General features: G+C 65.0%; 13 protein-coding genes. 6 read left to right on the top strand and 7 right to left on the bottom strand.

Features of this window, described 5'->3' with window-relative positions; genetic code table 11:
* Positions 1–31: 31 nt before the first annotated feature.
* The 4 genes from ASG92_RS02965 to ASG92_RS02980 all read left to right on the top strand — a co-directional run bounded on the left by ASG92_RS02965 (position 32) and on the right by ASG92_RS02980 (position 2,105).
* Complete coding sequence (locus tag ASG92_RS02965) at positions 32–349, top strand: hypothetical protein (RefSeq protein WP_240986975.1); 318 nt, start codon at positions 32–34, stop codon at positions 347–349.
* Positions 350–373: 24 nt separating this feature from the next.
* Positions 374–664: a hypothetical protein gene (locus tag ASG92_RS02970; protein ID WP_056624252.1), complete on the top strand. Its 291-nt coding sequence runs from the start codon at positions 374–376 to the stop codon at positions 662–664.
* A complete protein-coding gene (locus ASG92_RS02975) occupies positions 645–899 on the top strand; it encodes a hypothetical protein (protein ID WP_056624255.1) in 255 nt (84 codons plus the stop codon). Before ASG92_RS02970 ends, ASG92_RS02975 begins: the two co-directional genes overlap by 20 nt.
* Positions 900–1,481: 582 nt before the next feature.
* A complete protein-coding gene (locus ASG92_RS02980) occupies positions 1,482–2,105 on the top strand; it encodes a DUF6308 family protein (protein WP_056624258.1) in 624 nt (207 codons plus the stop codon).
* A 189-nt stretch (positions 2,106–2,294) separates the two neighbouring features.
* Here ASG92_RS02980 and ASG92_RS02985 read toward each other — a convergent pair whose 3' ends face one another.
* From ASG92_RS02985 to ASG92_RS03000, 4 genes are read right to left on the bottom strand one after another with little or no spacing between them, the layout of a single operon-like run.
* Positions 2,295–3,479, bottom strand: coding sequence for a Wadjet anti-phage system protein JetD domain-containing protein (locus ASG92_RS02985; protein WP_056624261.1), 1,185 nt, complete (start codon positions 3,477–3,479; stop codon positions 2,295–2,297).
* Positions 3,476–6,871: an SbcC/MukB-like Walker B domain-containing protein gene (locus ASG92_RS02990; protein ID WP_056624266.1), complete on the bottom strand. Its 3,396-nt coding sequence runs from the start codon at positions 6,869–6,871 to the stop codon at positions 3,476–3,478. The genes ASG92_RS02985 and ASG92_RS02990 overlap by 4 nt, the downstream gene beginning before the upstream one ends.
* Positions 6,868–7,518 carry a DUF4194 domain-containing protein gene (locus ASG92_RS02995; RefSeq protein ID WP_056624268.1) on the bottom strand — a complete coding sequence of 217 codons (651 nt, stop codon included), beginning with the start codon at positions 7,516–7,518 and terminating at the stop codon, positions 6,868–6,870. The genes ASG92_RS02990 and ASG92_RS02995 overlap by 4 nt, the downstream gene beginning before the upstream one ends.
* Positions 7,515–8,969 (bottom strand): DUF3375 domain-containing protein, encoded by a 1,455-nt coding sequence (locus tag ASG92_RS03000; protein ID WP_056624271.1) that lies wholly within the window; start codon positions 8,967–8,969, stop codon positions 7,515–7,517. Before ASG92_RS03000 ends, ASG92_RS02995 begins: the two co-directional genes overlap by 4 nt.
* 561 nt (positions 8,970–9,530) lie before the next feature.
* On the opposite strand from ASG92_RS03000, the gene ASG92_RS03005 reads away from it, so the two are divergent.
* The gene (locus ASG92_RS03005) at positions 9,531–10,136 is read left to right on the top strand and encodes a dihydrofolate reductase family protein (RefSeq protein ID WP_056624366.1); all 606 of its coding nucleotides are present in this window, start codon (positions 9,531–9,533) and stop codon (positions 10,134–10,136) included.
* Between the two features lie 94 nt (positions 10,137–10,230).
* Here the strand turns inward: ASG92_RS03005 and ASG92_RS03010 are convergent, their stop codons facing one another.
* Together ASG92_RS03010 and ASG92_RS03015 are read right to left on the bottom strand one after the other, a co-directional pair.
* On the bottom strand, positions 10,231–10,962 hold the full coding sequence (locus ASG92_RS03010; RefSeq protein WP_157372066.1) for a hypothetical protein: 732 nt from the start codon (positions 10,960–10,962) through the stop codon (positions 10,231–10,233).
* A 259-nt stretch (positions 10,963–11,221) separates the two neighbouring features.
* The gene (locus tag ASG92_RS03015; protein ID WP_056624273.1) at positions 11,222–11,467 is read right to left on the bottom strand and encodes a hypothetical protein; all 246 of its coding nucleotides are present in this window, start codon (positions 11,465–11,467) and stop codon (positions 11,222–11,224) included.
* A gap of 61 nt (positions 11,468–11,528) precedes the next feature.
* On the opposite strand from ASG92_RS03015, the gene ASG92_RS03020 reads away from it, so the two are divergent.
* A complete protein-coding gene (locus tag ASG92_RS03020) occupies positions 11,529–12,545 on the top strand; it encodes a hypothetical protein (RefSeq protein ID WP_157372068.1) in 1,017 nt (338 codons plus the stop codon).
* A gap of 72 nt (positions 12,546–12,617) precedes the next feature.
* On the opposite strand, the gene ASG92_RS03025 is transcribed toward ASG92_RS03020, so the two are convergent.
* Complete coding sequence (locus ASG92_RS03025) at positions 12,618–13,031, bottom strand: hypothetical protein (protein ID WP_157372070.1); 414 nt, start codon at positions 13,029–13,031, stop codon at positions 12,618–12,620.
* Positions 13,032–13,037 lie beyond the last annotated feature (6 nt).

The raw sequence follows: 13,037 nt of genomic DNA on the forward strand, positions 1-13,037 counted from the left end.
AACAAGAAGAATTTGGGAGATCGAACCAGCAGTGACAGCAACCGTAAGTGAAACAACAACCCTGAACGCCCCGGTGGACGTCCGGTTTACCCCGGCCGGCACTCCCCTGGCCGTCCGCTATGACGGGCGGGTCTGGGCTGTCGCGGCCGATCCGGTGCACTGGTTCGCCAGGGATTCCTGGTGGGACACCCGGCGGACCGCGCCGGTAGGCGCCGGGAACGTGGTGGACGTCGAGCACTGGCGGGTGCAGGTCCGACTCGGATCCTCGGCATCGGCGCTGCGGACTTTCGAGCTGCGCCGCGATCCCCTGTCGAAACAGTGGTTGCTGCAGTCCATCACTGACAACTGAGGCCGCCGTGCGTAGCGTGCGGCCATGGGACTCATCTACGACGACCCGCAGCTGGCCGCGCTGACCCTGACAAGGATTGCAGCCGAGGAATCAGAAGGCCCCAGTGCAATGACAGGGCGGATGCGCGAGGTCATCGATGACTTGGTGCAGCGCAACGGGGCCGGCTACCTGGCGGAGCTGGTCATCGTCCTGGCCCGCGCCCGGTTCGCCGCCCTCAATGATCTCGCCCGCGCCACCGGGAACAGCACCGCCGAGCTGCTGGATGCGGTGGAAATCGGAGCCCTGGAAGGTCTCGATGACGACCCTGATGTTTGAACCCAAAGGGGACGGGTACATTTCACTGGACCAGGGATTCGCCGTGCAGCTGCCTGCGGCCGGCCGTCCAGCTAGGGGTCATCCGGTGGAAATCACAGGAAGGATTCAGATGCCGGACGGCAGCACCGATCACATCTCTGCCCAGGGCGACGCTTACGAAGATGCTCTAAGGCCCACCCTGGAGGCTGCAATGCCTGAGGGAACGAAGCTGATCGTCATCCGTACTGACAGCTGAGCGGCCGCATGGGGGCGGGACCTCCGCCGGTTATGCCCATTGTGGACAGGTGGAGCGCCGCCCTGGATTAGCTCAAAGCTGTCCACACTGCGCATAACCCGCCGTCGAAGGCCGACCCTGGGTTCGGCGGCGCGCCGGGGCGCTGACGGCACGCCCTGACTTTTCTGTGGACGGCTGCCGCCCGCGCTTCCTCAGGGAGCACCTGCTGCGGCGTGGCCTCTGTGGGGATCCTGTGCACGGCCGGGGATCCGGAGCTTTCAGAACCTCAACCGTGGTCAGACCCCCACACCCCTACATGCCCTGTTGATCGCGGCCGCCTGGGCCACTATCGATCTATGGCTGCTGCTCAGATGAGGAACTAACGAGGGACATCGAAGAACTTTCTGGGGCCGATGGGAAGGCCGGACCGGGCCGGCCGCATCTGAGAGGGCGCCTGGATGACGGCCGCTTCGCCGTCAACGCCGGCGGCATCGTGCGGCACACCTGCCGGCCTTGGCACTTCGACAACCTCCAGGGGTTAGCGTGTCCATAGCAATGCCGTTCATACGGGCGGGCGCCTAAACATACTCAGGGGAAGTAACCGTGGCGAAGAAGATGAAGAAGAGCCTGGCGTCTTTAAAGGGATCAGCTGAGGCGAAGCTGGAGCGCTACGCTTCCCGGACGGGCGGGTACGCCTTCAATACATATGATCACCAGGGTGATGTTGATGCCCCGCTTTCCCCAGCCGATGTGCTGATGGCAAACCTCCTGAGCCTGAAGCTCAGCGCCCCTGATGTCATTCCACTATTCACGCACGGTGACGGTCCAGCGCAACAACTCCGGAAGGCGATCGACAACGCGTTGGTTGACCTGCGCGAGGCGGACTGCCTCGAGTCTTACGATGACGTGTCTCGACTCGAACAGGCAGTGGAAAGCCTGGCAGCCGCCAACAGAGCCGCTTTGGAGGTCAAAGGGTGGACCGCGATAACAGTTTCCAAGGTTCTCCACCGTCGCCGCCCACACATCGTGCCCCTGATCGACTCCCGTGTGTACGACTTTTACGGCACGAAGTATCCAGGCGAGGTTCGTACAGCCCTCTGGGAAGACATCCGAGCGAACGCCGACTGGCTGACGGATTTGGCCGCCACGAAGGCAACCCCGGATGGACGGTCGCTGTCACTCCTACGTCTGGCGGACATCCTGATTTGGACCCCCTCCGGCGCTTGACGCCGCAACGTTGCCCTTCGCGAGCTGATCGAGGCCAGCGCAGCCACCGGGAGCGGAACCGAGGCGAAGTACGCCCGGGACTTCGTGTTCAGCATCCTCCGCGTGTTCGACCCTCCGGCACGTCCTCCTCTGAAGTGGACGCCGCCGAGTCCCACTACAAGCGCGCCCTCGTGACCGGAAAGTTCGGCCTCAATCGGAATTGATTTTCCACTGGCTTCGTTCAGCGATCATTTCCCATGCCGTCTGCAGCGATTTCAGCGCGGTCTGCCACGGGATGCGTTCCTGTTCCAGACGCACATCCCCTTCGTCACGCAGGCGTTTGAGGGCTCGCTGCTCGCTGCCGGTCAGTGTGTCGAAGGTTCCGCGGTTAGGCGTCGGTTCTTGTACCCAGAGGTCGCGGTGGTCGAGCAGGGTGCTCTCGTCCATCAGGACGGATGTTACGTCCGGATGCGACGATCGCAGGCGGTGCAGGATCGCGAAGCCATTCGAGTCTAGGTCGCCCCAGTAGAGGATTGGCGATTGCTGCACCCAAGGCAGTCGGCCGACGACATCGACGGCGTAGCCGGAACCGTGGACGGCGATGGCATCCGGCCACAGCGGCATCGCGAGGATGGTCTCGAGGTTCTCGTACACGAGGACGGCAGCGGGAGAGAACGACAGGACGTTGAGCTGGGACACGGGAGCGGCGAAGTCGATGATGCCGCCGATCGCCAGCGCCTCGTCGAGGACCCGGACCCGGACGAGCTTGTCGGTGTTGACGATGCCGAGGTCGGTGGAGGCCGTCGTTGCGGCGTAGAGGGACGAGACGATGCTGCGATGTGCGGTGAACCATTTGGTGTCGACGCCGCGGATCGGCAGCTGACGGGGTCGAAGGCCCGTGACCGGATGGCGGACCAACCATGCGACGGCTTCAACCACCGTGGCGAAGCGGGACTCGTCGAACTGGATCAGGGTCTCGGTGTGTCGGCGGATCACCGTGTTGATCGGATCAGTGTCGCCGAACCGCTCGCGCAGGATTGCTGCGCGGGTGCGCAGTCGCGACCACGCTCGCGCGGGCTCCCCGCCGGCGAACTCGGCGACATCGTCGAGGGTGGCCAGCCGAAGCCGTACCGGCACGCGCTGCCGGCCGATGCTGCGCCAGGCGCGCACCTCCCAGTCGACGGTGGCGCCGTTGCCGAGTGGAAGGGCGGCCCAGTCCTTGGCCCAGTTCTCCGCGGCGGCCTCGTCGTTGAGCATCTCCCGTTCGGTCGGCGGTTTCAGCGCGATAGACAGGAGCGCCCCGGTCGATGCTCGGTCGCCGGCTGATCCCCACTCGCCGAGTTTGGCCTGCAGTCGCGCACGAGCTGTATCGCGTGCCTGGGCGACGGTGATCATTGGGCGGCCTCTGAGGTTGCCTCGCCGTCCGCGTTTCCGGCGGTTGTGACGTCGCTTGCGGCGTCCTGTCGCCACGGCACGTTCGCGATGGCTGTCCGTCGGCGGGTCGGGTTCTCGATGGAGGTCGCGGCACCAACGTACGGCTCGATGGTCTGGAGGAGCTTCTGCGGGGTCGCGAGTATGAGTTGGAAGCCGAACTCGACGAAGATGTCCAGCGCCATGCGGGTGTAGCGTGTGTCGGCTTTGTCGAACGCCTCGTCGAGCACGATGGTTCCGTAGCGGGGGAACTCATCGTCGGGGTCGGCGAGCTGGTACCGCAGGGCTGCCGCGAGGCAGAAGATGACGAGTTTCTGCTGCTGGCCGCCCGACATCGCCGCTCCCGAATCGTAGGTGGCGTGCACCCTTCCGTGGGCGTCGATCTCTTCGGCCAGGAAGGTCACGTGCTGCCGCGTGTCGAGGCACTGGCGCTTCCAGCTGCGGTCGACGTGGTCGCTGGAGGCGAAGCGCCGCATGATGTCCGCGAGGGTGGCGAAACGTTCTTCGGCGGATTCGAGGTCGTTGTCCGCCCATCCGCCTTCCGAGATGGACCGCAGGTCGGCGATGAAGCGGGTGACCGTCTCGCTGCGCCGCACTTTGACGCGCAGCTTCAGGTAGCGACCCTCGTCGAACTCTGACCGTTTCAAAGACGCGTTCACGGGCGCGACGCGTTCCTCGATCTCCCGCGGCGCCCCCAGAATGTCACTGACGAGCTCGCCGATCATGTCGCGGGACCGTTCTCTCAGCAGGCGCAGGAAGTTGGACTCGTGCTCGGGCAGGCCGTGGGCGACGATGCTGTCCAGCACCTCGAGGTAGGCGCGGCGGTCAGCTGTCGTCGGCGACAAGTCTGCCGCTGCCGCTGCCGCCGACCAGCGTTCGTTGAACTGGGCGGCCAGGCGCGCCACATCGTTGCCGGACGTGCGCGCAGCCTCCAGATCCTTGTCCCGCTGTTGCTGCAGCCGGCGGATGACCTCCTGGCCGACCTCGGCGATGTTCTGCCGCGTGATGCTGCGCTGGACCTCGCGGAATCGGCGGCCGAGCGCGGCCGTGGTGTGCTCGTCGAGATCCTGGACGCCTCCTGTGGCGATGGCTTCTTCCAGATCCCGGATGGCTGTGCCGAGTTCTTCGTGCTTCGCCGTGGCCTGGCGGAGACTGAGCTCGGCGTCCTGAAGGGCCTTCGCGGCGGTCTCGCGAGCTTCCCGTGCGGTCTGCGCCGCACCGACGGCGTCGCGCAGCCCGCCGTCTTCGCGGGTCAGGTCGTTGAGGCGCCGCTGCAGGTCGGCGATCGCCGCCGCCGCAGCATCCCGGTCAATGTCATGCCACATCTGCCCCCGCACTGCCTTGAGCGTTGCTCGGCGCTCCAGATCGCTGTTGCGTTCCTTCTCGGCGCGATCGACGTCGGTCTCGGCCTGGGAATACTCGCGTTCCGCGCCGCGCAGCTGCTCGATGAGTGCTTCGAGCTTTGACTCGCGGTCGCCAAGCACCCAATAGCCTCGCTCGTCGATCTTGACGCGGTCGTCTTTCTCGTACCGCGTGCGGGAGGACTTGACCTGGCCGTTGACCGTGACCGCTCGGGTATGGTCGTCAAGCTCGTCGGGGCTGTCGACGCACGCGTAGTCGAACCGCTCTGACAGCTGGCCAGCGACCCACTCGGCGAACGGCCCAGGTGCGACGGAGATCCGGTTCACGAGGGACAGGCTGCTTCGCGCTGGCCGGGGCGGGGGAATCTCCGAGGAGACTTCCTCGAAGACGAGGCGGGCGTTGACGCGGTGCGCTTCTGCCCACCGTCGCACGGCAGGGAGGTGCTCGCTGCGCACCAGCATTGTGAGGGCGAACGGGCGGAGCACCCGCTCGATCGCTCCGGTCCATTCAGCGAACGTGGGTCGCACCTCGATGATCTCGGCGGCGAAGGGGAGAGCCGTGACCGGCAGCCCCGTCTCGGTGGAGATTGCTCGGCGGATGCCGATGAGGTTGTCGGGCACGGTCGTTCCGCTCATGCGCAGCGTACGGATCGCCGTCTCGATGCGGTCCTTCGCGGCTCGCGCGATGAAGAAGCGCTCCTGCTGCGCGTGGCTCGGTCCGGTCGAGGTGGAGGGAGACTGCAGGGTGCGGTCGATCTCGGCCATGAGCTCGGCGAACTCCGCCGCGGTTGTCGGTGTGTGCGCGACCCCGGCCTCGGTGAGCTGGCATTCGAGGGCGTCCCACCGCTGTCTGGTCGCCCGTTCCGCATCCTGCGCTGTCCGGATACGGTGCTGGAGATGTTCGGCCTCGTCGCCGCCGAGCTCGAGGGCGCGCCGCTGGGCGAGGTCTGCGTCTTCGTCGGCACGTCGGTACGACCCGTCCGCCCGCTCGGCGTCGGCCCTCAGGCTCACGAGTTGCTCGCCAACTGCACCGTGTTCGGCCAGGGCAAGGCGGAGGCTCTGGTGCTTCTGGTAGGGGACCACCGAGTCGGCCATGGAGCGGGCGGCATCGGCAGCGTTGTTGGCCCTGTCGTACGCATCGGAGTGTGCGCGCAGCTCAGTGAGGTGGTCGCGCCGCTGCCGTAGCTGCACGACATGCTCGTGAGCGTCTCGCAGCTCGCCGAACTGAGCGACGGCGGTGTCGGCGAGGTCGTAGGTGGCGGGCCGTTCCAGCATGTAGTCACGGAAGAGCTGGTCGAGGCTGTCGATACTCTTGGCCGACTGCGTCTTGTGCAGCAGTTGCAGGGCGCTCTCGTGGGCGATGCCGAACAGTGAGCGCATGCGGGCGTAGAACCGGCCATGGCTTCTGTTCGACGTGACGACGGCGTCGGGCCAGTTCGCCTGCACCTTGCGCGTTTCGATGCCCGAGCGCGTGAAGGGCTCGAGGTCTCGCAGGTCGACCGCCGAGCGTTCGAGGAGGCAGAGGTCGGCGATGTCGGCGGAGGCCATCGCAGTGCCGCGGAGGAAGAACAGGCGGCAGAGTGACACGGGCCGATCGACTCCGTTCTCGTACCGCAGCACGATGCCGCTCCAGGTCGCGCCCGGCCGCAGGTATGCGCTGACGACGCGATCCTCGTTCTCGTCGGTCGTGCGCGACCACGCCCCGCGCACGTAGCTGACGATGGTGCGCTGGTCGGCGCGGGTGCCGTCGCCTTGCGCGGCCTGGTTCAAACGCAGCCACTTGTCGGGTGTGGGCACCGCGGCGATGGCGTCGAGGAGGGAGGACTTGCCGGAACCGGACGGGCCGGTCATCAGGTGTCCCTTGCGGGCGATCGGGACGCGATAGATCGCCCCGTCGAAGGTGCCCCAATTGGCCAGTTGCACCTCGGCGAGGCGCCACTGTCCGGGAGCGACGGGCGCCGTAACTTCGGGAGTGGCAGGTGATGTCTCACTCATGGAGCAACCGTCTCGTCGGTGATGGATGTCGCTGCTGTCTCCGCGTCATCGGCCCCTGCCACGCGCCGGTAGACATCGGCGAGTGCGTGCACCTGTTCCTCGTCGATGATGAACTTGACCACCGGCGAGATCTCGGCTCGGTTGTCGCCAAGGGCGTGGACGACGCGGAACTTGTCCCTCATCCGCCCCCAGGCGCCGTTGAGGTTGCGCAGGTACGCCCCCTCGTCGCCGTCGCGATAGACCGCGAGGCGCGCGTAGACCTCGTCCTGCCCGACGATCACGCGGCGCTCGCCTGGCGCTGCCAGCAGCAGCTGGCGCAGCACGAGCAGCATGGCTGTGTCGAGGAAGGTCAGTCGCTCGGTGCGCAGCGCGCTCGGAACGTCAATCTCTGTCGTGCGCACTTTGCGGGCGAAGGCGAATTCGTCGACCCGATCGATGACGAGTTCGAGGAACAGATTGTGCAGCTGGGATCGTACTGCACGTTCGTCAGCGATCAGAGCGGCCCATAGTTGCGGGCGTTGGCGGCCCGATAGATAGGGACCCTTGAGGATCTCCAGCAGGGCTCGCCGGGATTGCTCGTGGAGCGTTCCGATGTCACCGCTCCACAGCCCCACTTCTTGAGAACCATGCTCCTGCTCGGTGGTCACCCTTCGATCCTCTCCGTGAAAATGTGCGTGTCGACGTCGGCGTGTCGACGTATCCCGTCGGCCCCCTGCCATGTCAGGCGCTCGGTTTCGCCGCGCCGCACCTGTCCGTGCCGGGTGGCGAGTGAGAGCAGGCCGATGATGCTCGCGAGTCCCTGTGTGGCCGGGCGGAAGGCGAGGATCTCGGAAACGGTCATGGGCGCCGACCCTGCTACCAGCTCGTTCACATTGCGTATCAGCTCAGCGAAGTCGATCTCGCTCTCACGGGCAATGGCCGCCAGCTTTTCGAAGTCGATGATGCCGGGTTCGTCGTCGGCGAGCCTCGCCCCGGTGTCGAATTCGGAGGGGTCGTCGGCGATCATTTCGCCCACGCTGAAGAGGCGCATGGCCGAGAGCTCAACCTCGATGCCGGTGTCGGCGTACGGGCGGATCCTCTTGCTCGCGGCGACCGCAGCGGCCAGCGCCTCCTGCAGCACCCCGCGGAGCGCGCGATCGCGCTGGAACTCCTGTGAGTGAACGTAGCGCCGCAGCCCGCGCGCGAACTCGGTGAGCACCCCGTGCACCTCGCGACTGCCGGCCTTCAGCTCGCGGACCAGCGTGCGCAATACCCGCCTTGCCTCCGGGGCGAGCCGATCCGCGAAGTCGCGATCGAGGACAGCCGCAACATCCGTGTCGAACGCTGCAGAACGCTCGGGGTCACGAATGAGGGCGGAGAACGCAGTGAAGGTGCGGCCTTCGTCGGACGACTCAATCAGGTCGACACCTCGGAAGACATCGTCAAGCACGGTGCTCTGCGTGTCGTCGGTATTGACGATGCTGACCCTCAACTCATGGTTGAGCTGCTCGAATCGGGCGCGCACCCGGGCGAAATCGGCAGGAAGATCCTGAGCTTGCAGCAGGATATCGGTGACGCGTTCGAGCGCGCGCCGCTCATCGAGGACGGCGAACTCTCCGTCGCGGATGCGTGCAATTTCGGCGTCTATGCGCTCGCGCTCCTGGTGGAGCGCCTCGAGCCGCCGTGTGGCGTCGGGGTCGGTGTCGACGGCGAGCTGTCGTAAGCCAGCCGCCAAGCTTACCAGCCGTGACTCTGTGAGCGTTGATCGGGGAGTTTCGAGTTGGTCCAGGACGCGAATCGCGCTCAAGGCATCTGAGGAGAGCTCGTACGTCTCTCCGCGCGCTTCGGTCGCGGGACGCCGGATGAGAAATGACGCATTCCGCCAGTCGTCACAGTACGCCTTGGCGGTCTTGGGCAGATCGAAATGCGGGCGAAGCTCCTCGAGATCGGCATCGATCACCTCATACAGGTCCTCGGAAGTCAGACGGATGCCCGGGGACCCGAGATGCTCCGAAAGGAGGGCAGCCGAGACCGCCACTTGATCGGTCCGAAGCATTCTGAGCGTCGCGTTGTCATCGAGGAGGCGCTTGTAGGCAAGCGCGGAGGCGAGAGCTGACATACCGGTATTATCTCGGGCGGCACCGACATTCTTGCCGACAAGGCCGCGATGCGGTCGGCAAAACTCGGCAGCGACCATCCAGGTGGCGAGGTCCGCGCGATGAACACCGCGCACATGTTTGACGGAAAATCGGCCACCGCCCGCATGCCTTCTCACATATATGGTTAAGGACATGGACCCGGAGGAGTGTGTATCGGTCTGGTGATGTGCTCATAAACGAGCGAAAAGGGAACCTCAGATCCGTGCCAGCACGCCAATGTCGTCCTCGCCACCACATGCTCATATATTGGCGATCTCCGGCCCTGCGATGGAGTCGCATTACCGCAATGTCGCGCTGAATCCGGCCGACCTGGAATGGATCCTCGCACCGCTTCCCCCGGCCTGGCCGAACTCAGCCGCCGGGTGGGGGCGAGCGAGCACACGCCCTCCCGGCTGTTCCGCGACGAGGTTGGCGTCGGCGACCAGCCGCCGGAGGCAGTCGGCGAGGATGCCATCACGTGCTACGATCGCCAGAATTCTCACGCGGCTGTATTCAGGTCGCAATCACTCAGGAGGTTCGCAGTGCCGGACACAACCTGCCACATGTCGATCTCGCTGGACGGCTTCGTCGCCGGGCCGGACCAGAGCCGCGATAACCCCCTGGGCAAGCGGGGGCTGGAGCTGCACGGCTGGCACATCGGCGACCCGCGAGCCAACGATGCCGACAAGGTCGCGAACGAATGGCTCATGCGACCGCGGGGCGCGTATGTGATGGGTCGGAACATGTTCGGCCCGATCCGCGGGGACTGGGATGAGGAATGGACCGGGTGGTGGGGAGCCGAACCGCCGTACCACGCGCCGGTGTTCGTGCTGACCCATCACGGACATGACCCGATCCAGATGGACGGCGGGACGACCTTCCACTTCGTCACCGAGGGCTTCGACGCGGCCTACTCCGCAGCGTGCCAGGCCGCCGGGGACAAAGGCGTGGACATCGCCGGTGGGGCCTCGACCGTCCGACAGGCACTGATCGCCGGAGTGATCGACGAGCTCACCCTCGACATCGCACCGGTCCTGCTCGGTTCGGGCGAGCGCATCTTCGACGGGGTTGAATCCTTCGGCTTCGAACCCGCCGAGGTGCTTCACTCACCGCTGGCCACTCACATCCGCTATCGCCGCGTCAGCTAACTCAGCAGGCGCTGCCGGCCCCCTGCGCAGCAGGACGGTCATTCACCCGGTTCTGCCCCAGGGGCAGGGGTACAGCCAGCCTGTCCTCTAGCTTTTAGGAGAAGCAGCCAGGGTAGCCCTCTTTGAAGGTGGCTATATCTGCGGCGGACAGTGTTCCGTCCGGTTGGAACGGGATGGTCGCGGACGCGCAGGATAGGTGCGCCTCGTCGGTCGCCTCGCCCTTATTGGTCGAGACGCAGAGGTCAGCGCTAATGTCGCCGCCGTCCTGCACGGTCCCGCCGAGCGGAGCACAAACTTTCTGTTCTCTGGTAAGACGGTCTGCCTTGTCCTGCGCAGCCATGGCCGACGCCTGGGCTTCCGCTTCTGCCTCGGATGCTTCCGCTTGTGCTGACGCTGCGGCTGATGCCTGCGCTGCTTCTTGCTTGGAGATGGCCGCGTCGCATCGCTCAATAGACTGGTCGGCCATGGCGCGAGCCTGCGGGAGCGAGACGCCCACATGTTGCGAGAAGGCGGTATCCAGTTTCGGGTCGCCTTGGTTATCCCCCGTCGCGAGGTAGCGGAGTATTTTGCTTCCGAAATCGCATTGGTGGTGGACCGCGTGAATGAGCCCGGCGGAAGGAGAAGAGGGATCCTCTGTCGCACTCACCGCGCCGGTATCGGTCGTTGCACTCACCGCGCCGGTATCGGTCGTTGCACTTTCACTGACGGTAGGGGGCGTAGTGCGGTCGTCTTCAGGGACGCTTGAGCAGCCGGTCAGGATCACGGCTGCTGCAACTGCTCCAAATAGGGCGGTGATTCGCAGCTTGGCACGGCTTGTACGCTCCATGTTCGTACCCCTCAGATAAGACACGCTATGAGCATAGAGTGCCAATCGGCTGTGCTGACATCCGGCGGGGATCCAGACATGCACAACGATGGAACGGGAGCGCGCATTTAGTGTTCGATTTCAGCTGTCCGTGCGGATCACTTTGATCTGGTTCTCCGCTAAGAGCGCGCTACGTAACACGGGGATGGGTGTTCACGACAGCGGGCTCACCCGATAGCAGCCCATCTTGAACTCTTCGGACGCGGCGCTTAGTGCCTCGTCAAGACGCCAAGGAAATACGGGCGCTGGCATGGATGACTTCCTCGCTGACGCCGAGCCCCCTCGCCAAGGCTGTGATGGTCTCCGGATCCGGGAAGTTCCGCATCGGGCGGCCGTTAGCGATCTGCTGCAGGCGCCGACCGGCCGGTTCACCTCCGCAGTTTTCAGCCAATCTTTCAAAGCTGCGCCCTACTTTGCGGGAGAGGATCAGCTGGGCAAGGGTTGGCCTTGCAAGGGCTGCTATCACGGTGAAACTCCTTCAGGATGTGCGGGCGCCCCGAACGGGCAGGTCCACACTAGTTGTCATCATGGACAATCTCAGGAGTGTGAGACCTCCAGGGTGCCGCGTAGGACAGTCCCATCCGGAGACGAACCGGCCTATCATAAGGGGCAACCGCGCCGGCTGGAGGCGTGGACCGTCAATGGAGGCGTGGATGGACACGGCAAGTATTCGTCGGAAGTTCGAAGCCTTGGGCCGCAATGACCTCGCTACTGGCCCACTGGAATTTGCTGAATGCCGGATCGCCCTCGGGCTGAAGGCCACGAAGGCGGTTCTAGTAATCTCCCCACAAGCCGTGTCTGTCCTTGCGGTGGATTGGAGCGGCTTCCTGCCACCCAGGCTGCACAAACTGGACGCCGTTCTGAACGAAGCAGACATCGCCGTAGTCCAAGTCCAATTGCCCGTTCCCGAGGTCCTTCCCCTCCACGGAATTTCCCTGCCGGAACGCGTATCGGTAGAGACGAGCAGAATTCCGGTCGTCCGCATCGGAGCGGCCCAGGGATTCATCATCGACCTTGTCCTGGCGGAAAGTGTTGACGCCGTCCGAATGGTTGCAGCCATGGCCAGAACGCTGGATTCCGCGACAAAGTCAACTGCGGACACCGATCTCAGAATCCGTCAGATTGCCGCCGAATCGCTAGGCCTAGATGTTTCACGGCCGGACCGGCTCGAATGTTACTTCGCCACCACGCTGGATGAAGACTACGACCCCGGACTGAAAGTTGTTCTCGCTATTTCTGCCGAGCGCATCGGCATCATCGACCTCGACCTCTTTACGGGCGACGCGGAGGATGACACCGCGGAGGTCGCGGATCTTGACGAAATAGTCTGGGGCCGTCTCGGCCTGCCTCCTGGAACACGGCTCACGTTCACCCCTGCCGGGTTTGTAGTCAAGAACTGGCCGGGGCCCCTTACGCTCGCGCTGGGATTCGATAGCGGTGACAGGTGGAGGATCAGAATGGCCGAGCCGGCCGGCGGCCGACCGGCACCGGCCTTCTATGCGGGATTGCTCCAGCGGCTGGACCGGGCCATCGCCGACAGGTAGGTCGGCTTCTGGCCCGGTCCGTCAACGCCGCCAGAGCGGACGCAAGGCGCGAGACATGACGACTGCGGGGAGTCAGCCGATTTTGGTCCAGGTGCCGCAGTTCTTACTGACGAACCCTTCCCCTCCGTAGATGGTGACGACCGGGCCCTGCGGCGCGAAAGTGAGGAAGTCATTGGCGATGGTGCCGCCCTGGGCTGCTGTCCGTTCCCAGTAGCAGTCGTGGATGCCGTTCGCCCCTTTCGGCACCTGTACCTGGTAGGTGCCCTCGGCGATGTCCTTCCCTACGGTGAACGTCCCGTCGGTCATGGTGGTCTTAGGCGCCGGCGGGACACCGTTGGCTACACGCTTGAGCTCAGCGACGAAGGGCGCCGTCGGGCACATCTTCACAGCGGCCTTCGCCTGGGAGCGAACCTTGGGACCTGCCGGGTTCTCGCCGAATTTACGGTCCCACCCATCTTCGGGCGGTAGCGCGCACAGCAGCAGCACGTCGGC

The organism is Arthrobacter sp. Soil736 (assembly GCF_001428005.1).
Taxonomy (GTDB): domain Bacteria; phylum Actinomycetota; class Actinomycetes; order Actinomycetales; family Micrococcaceae; genus Arthrobacter.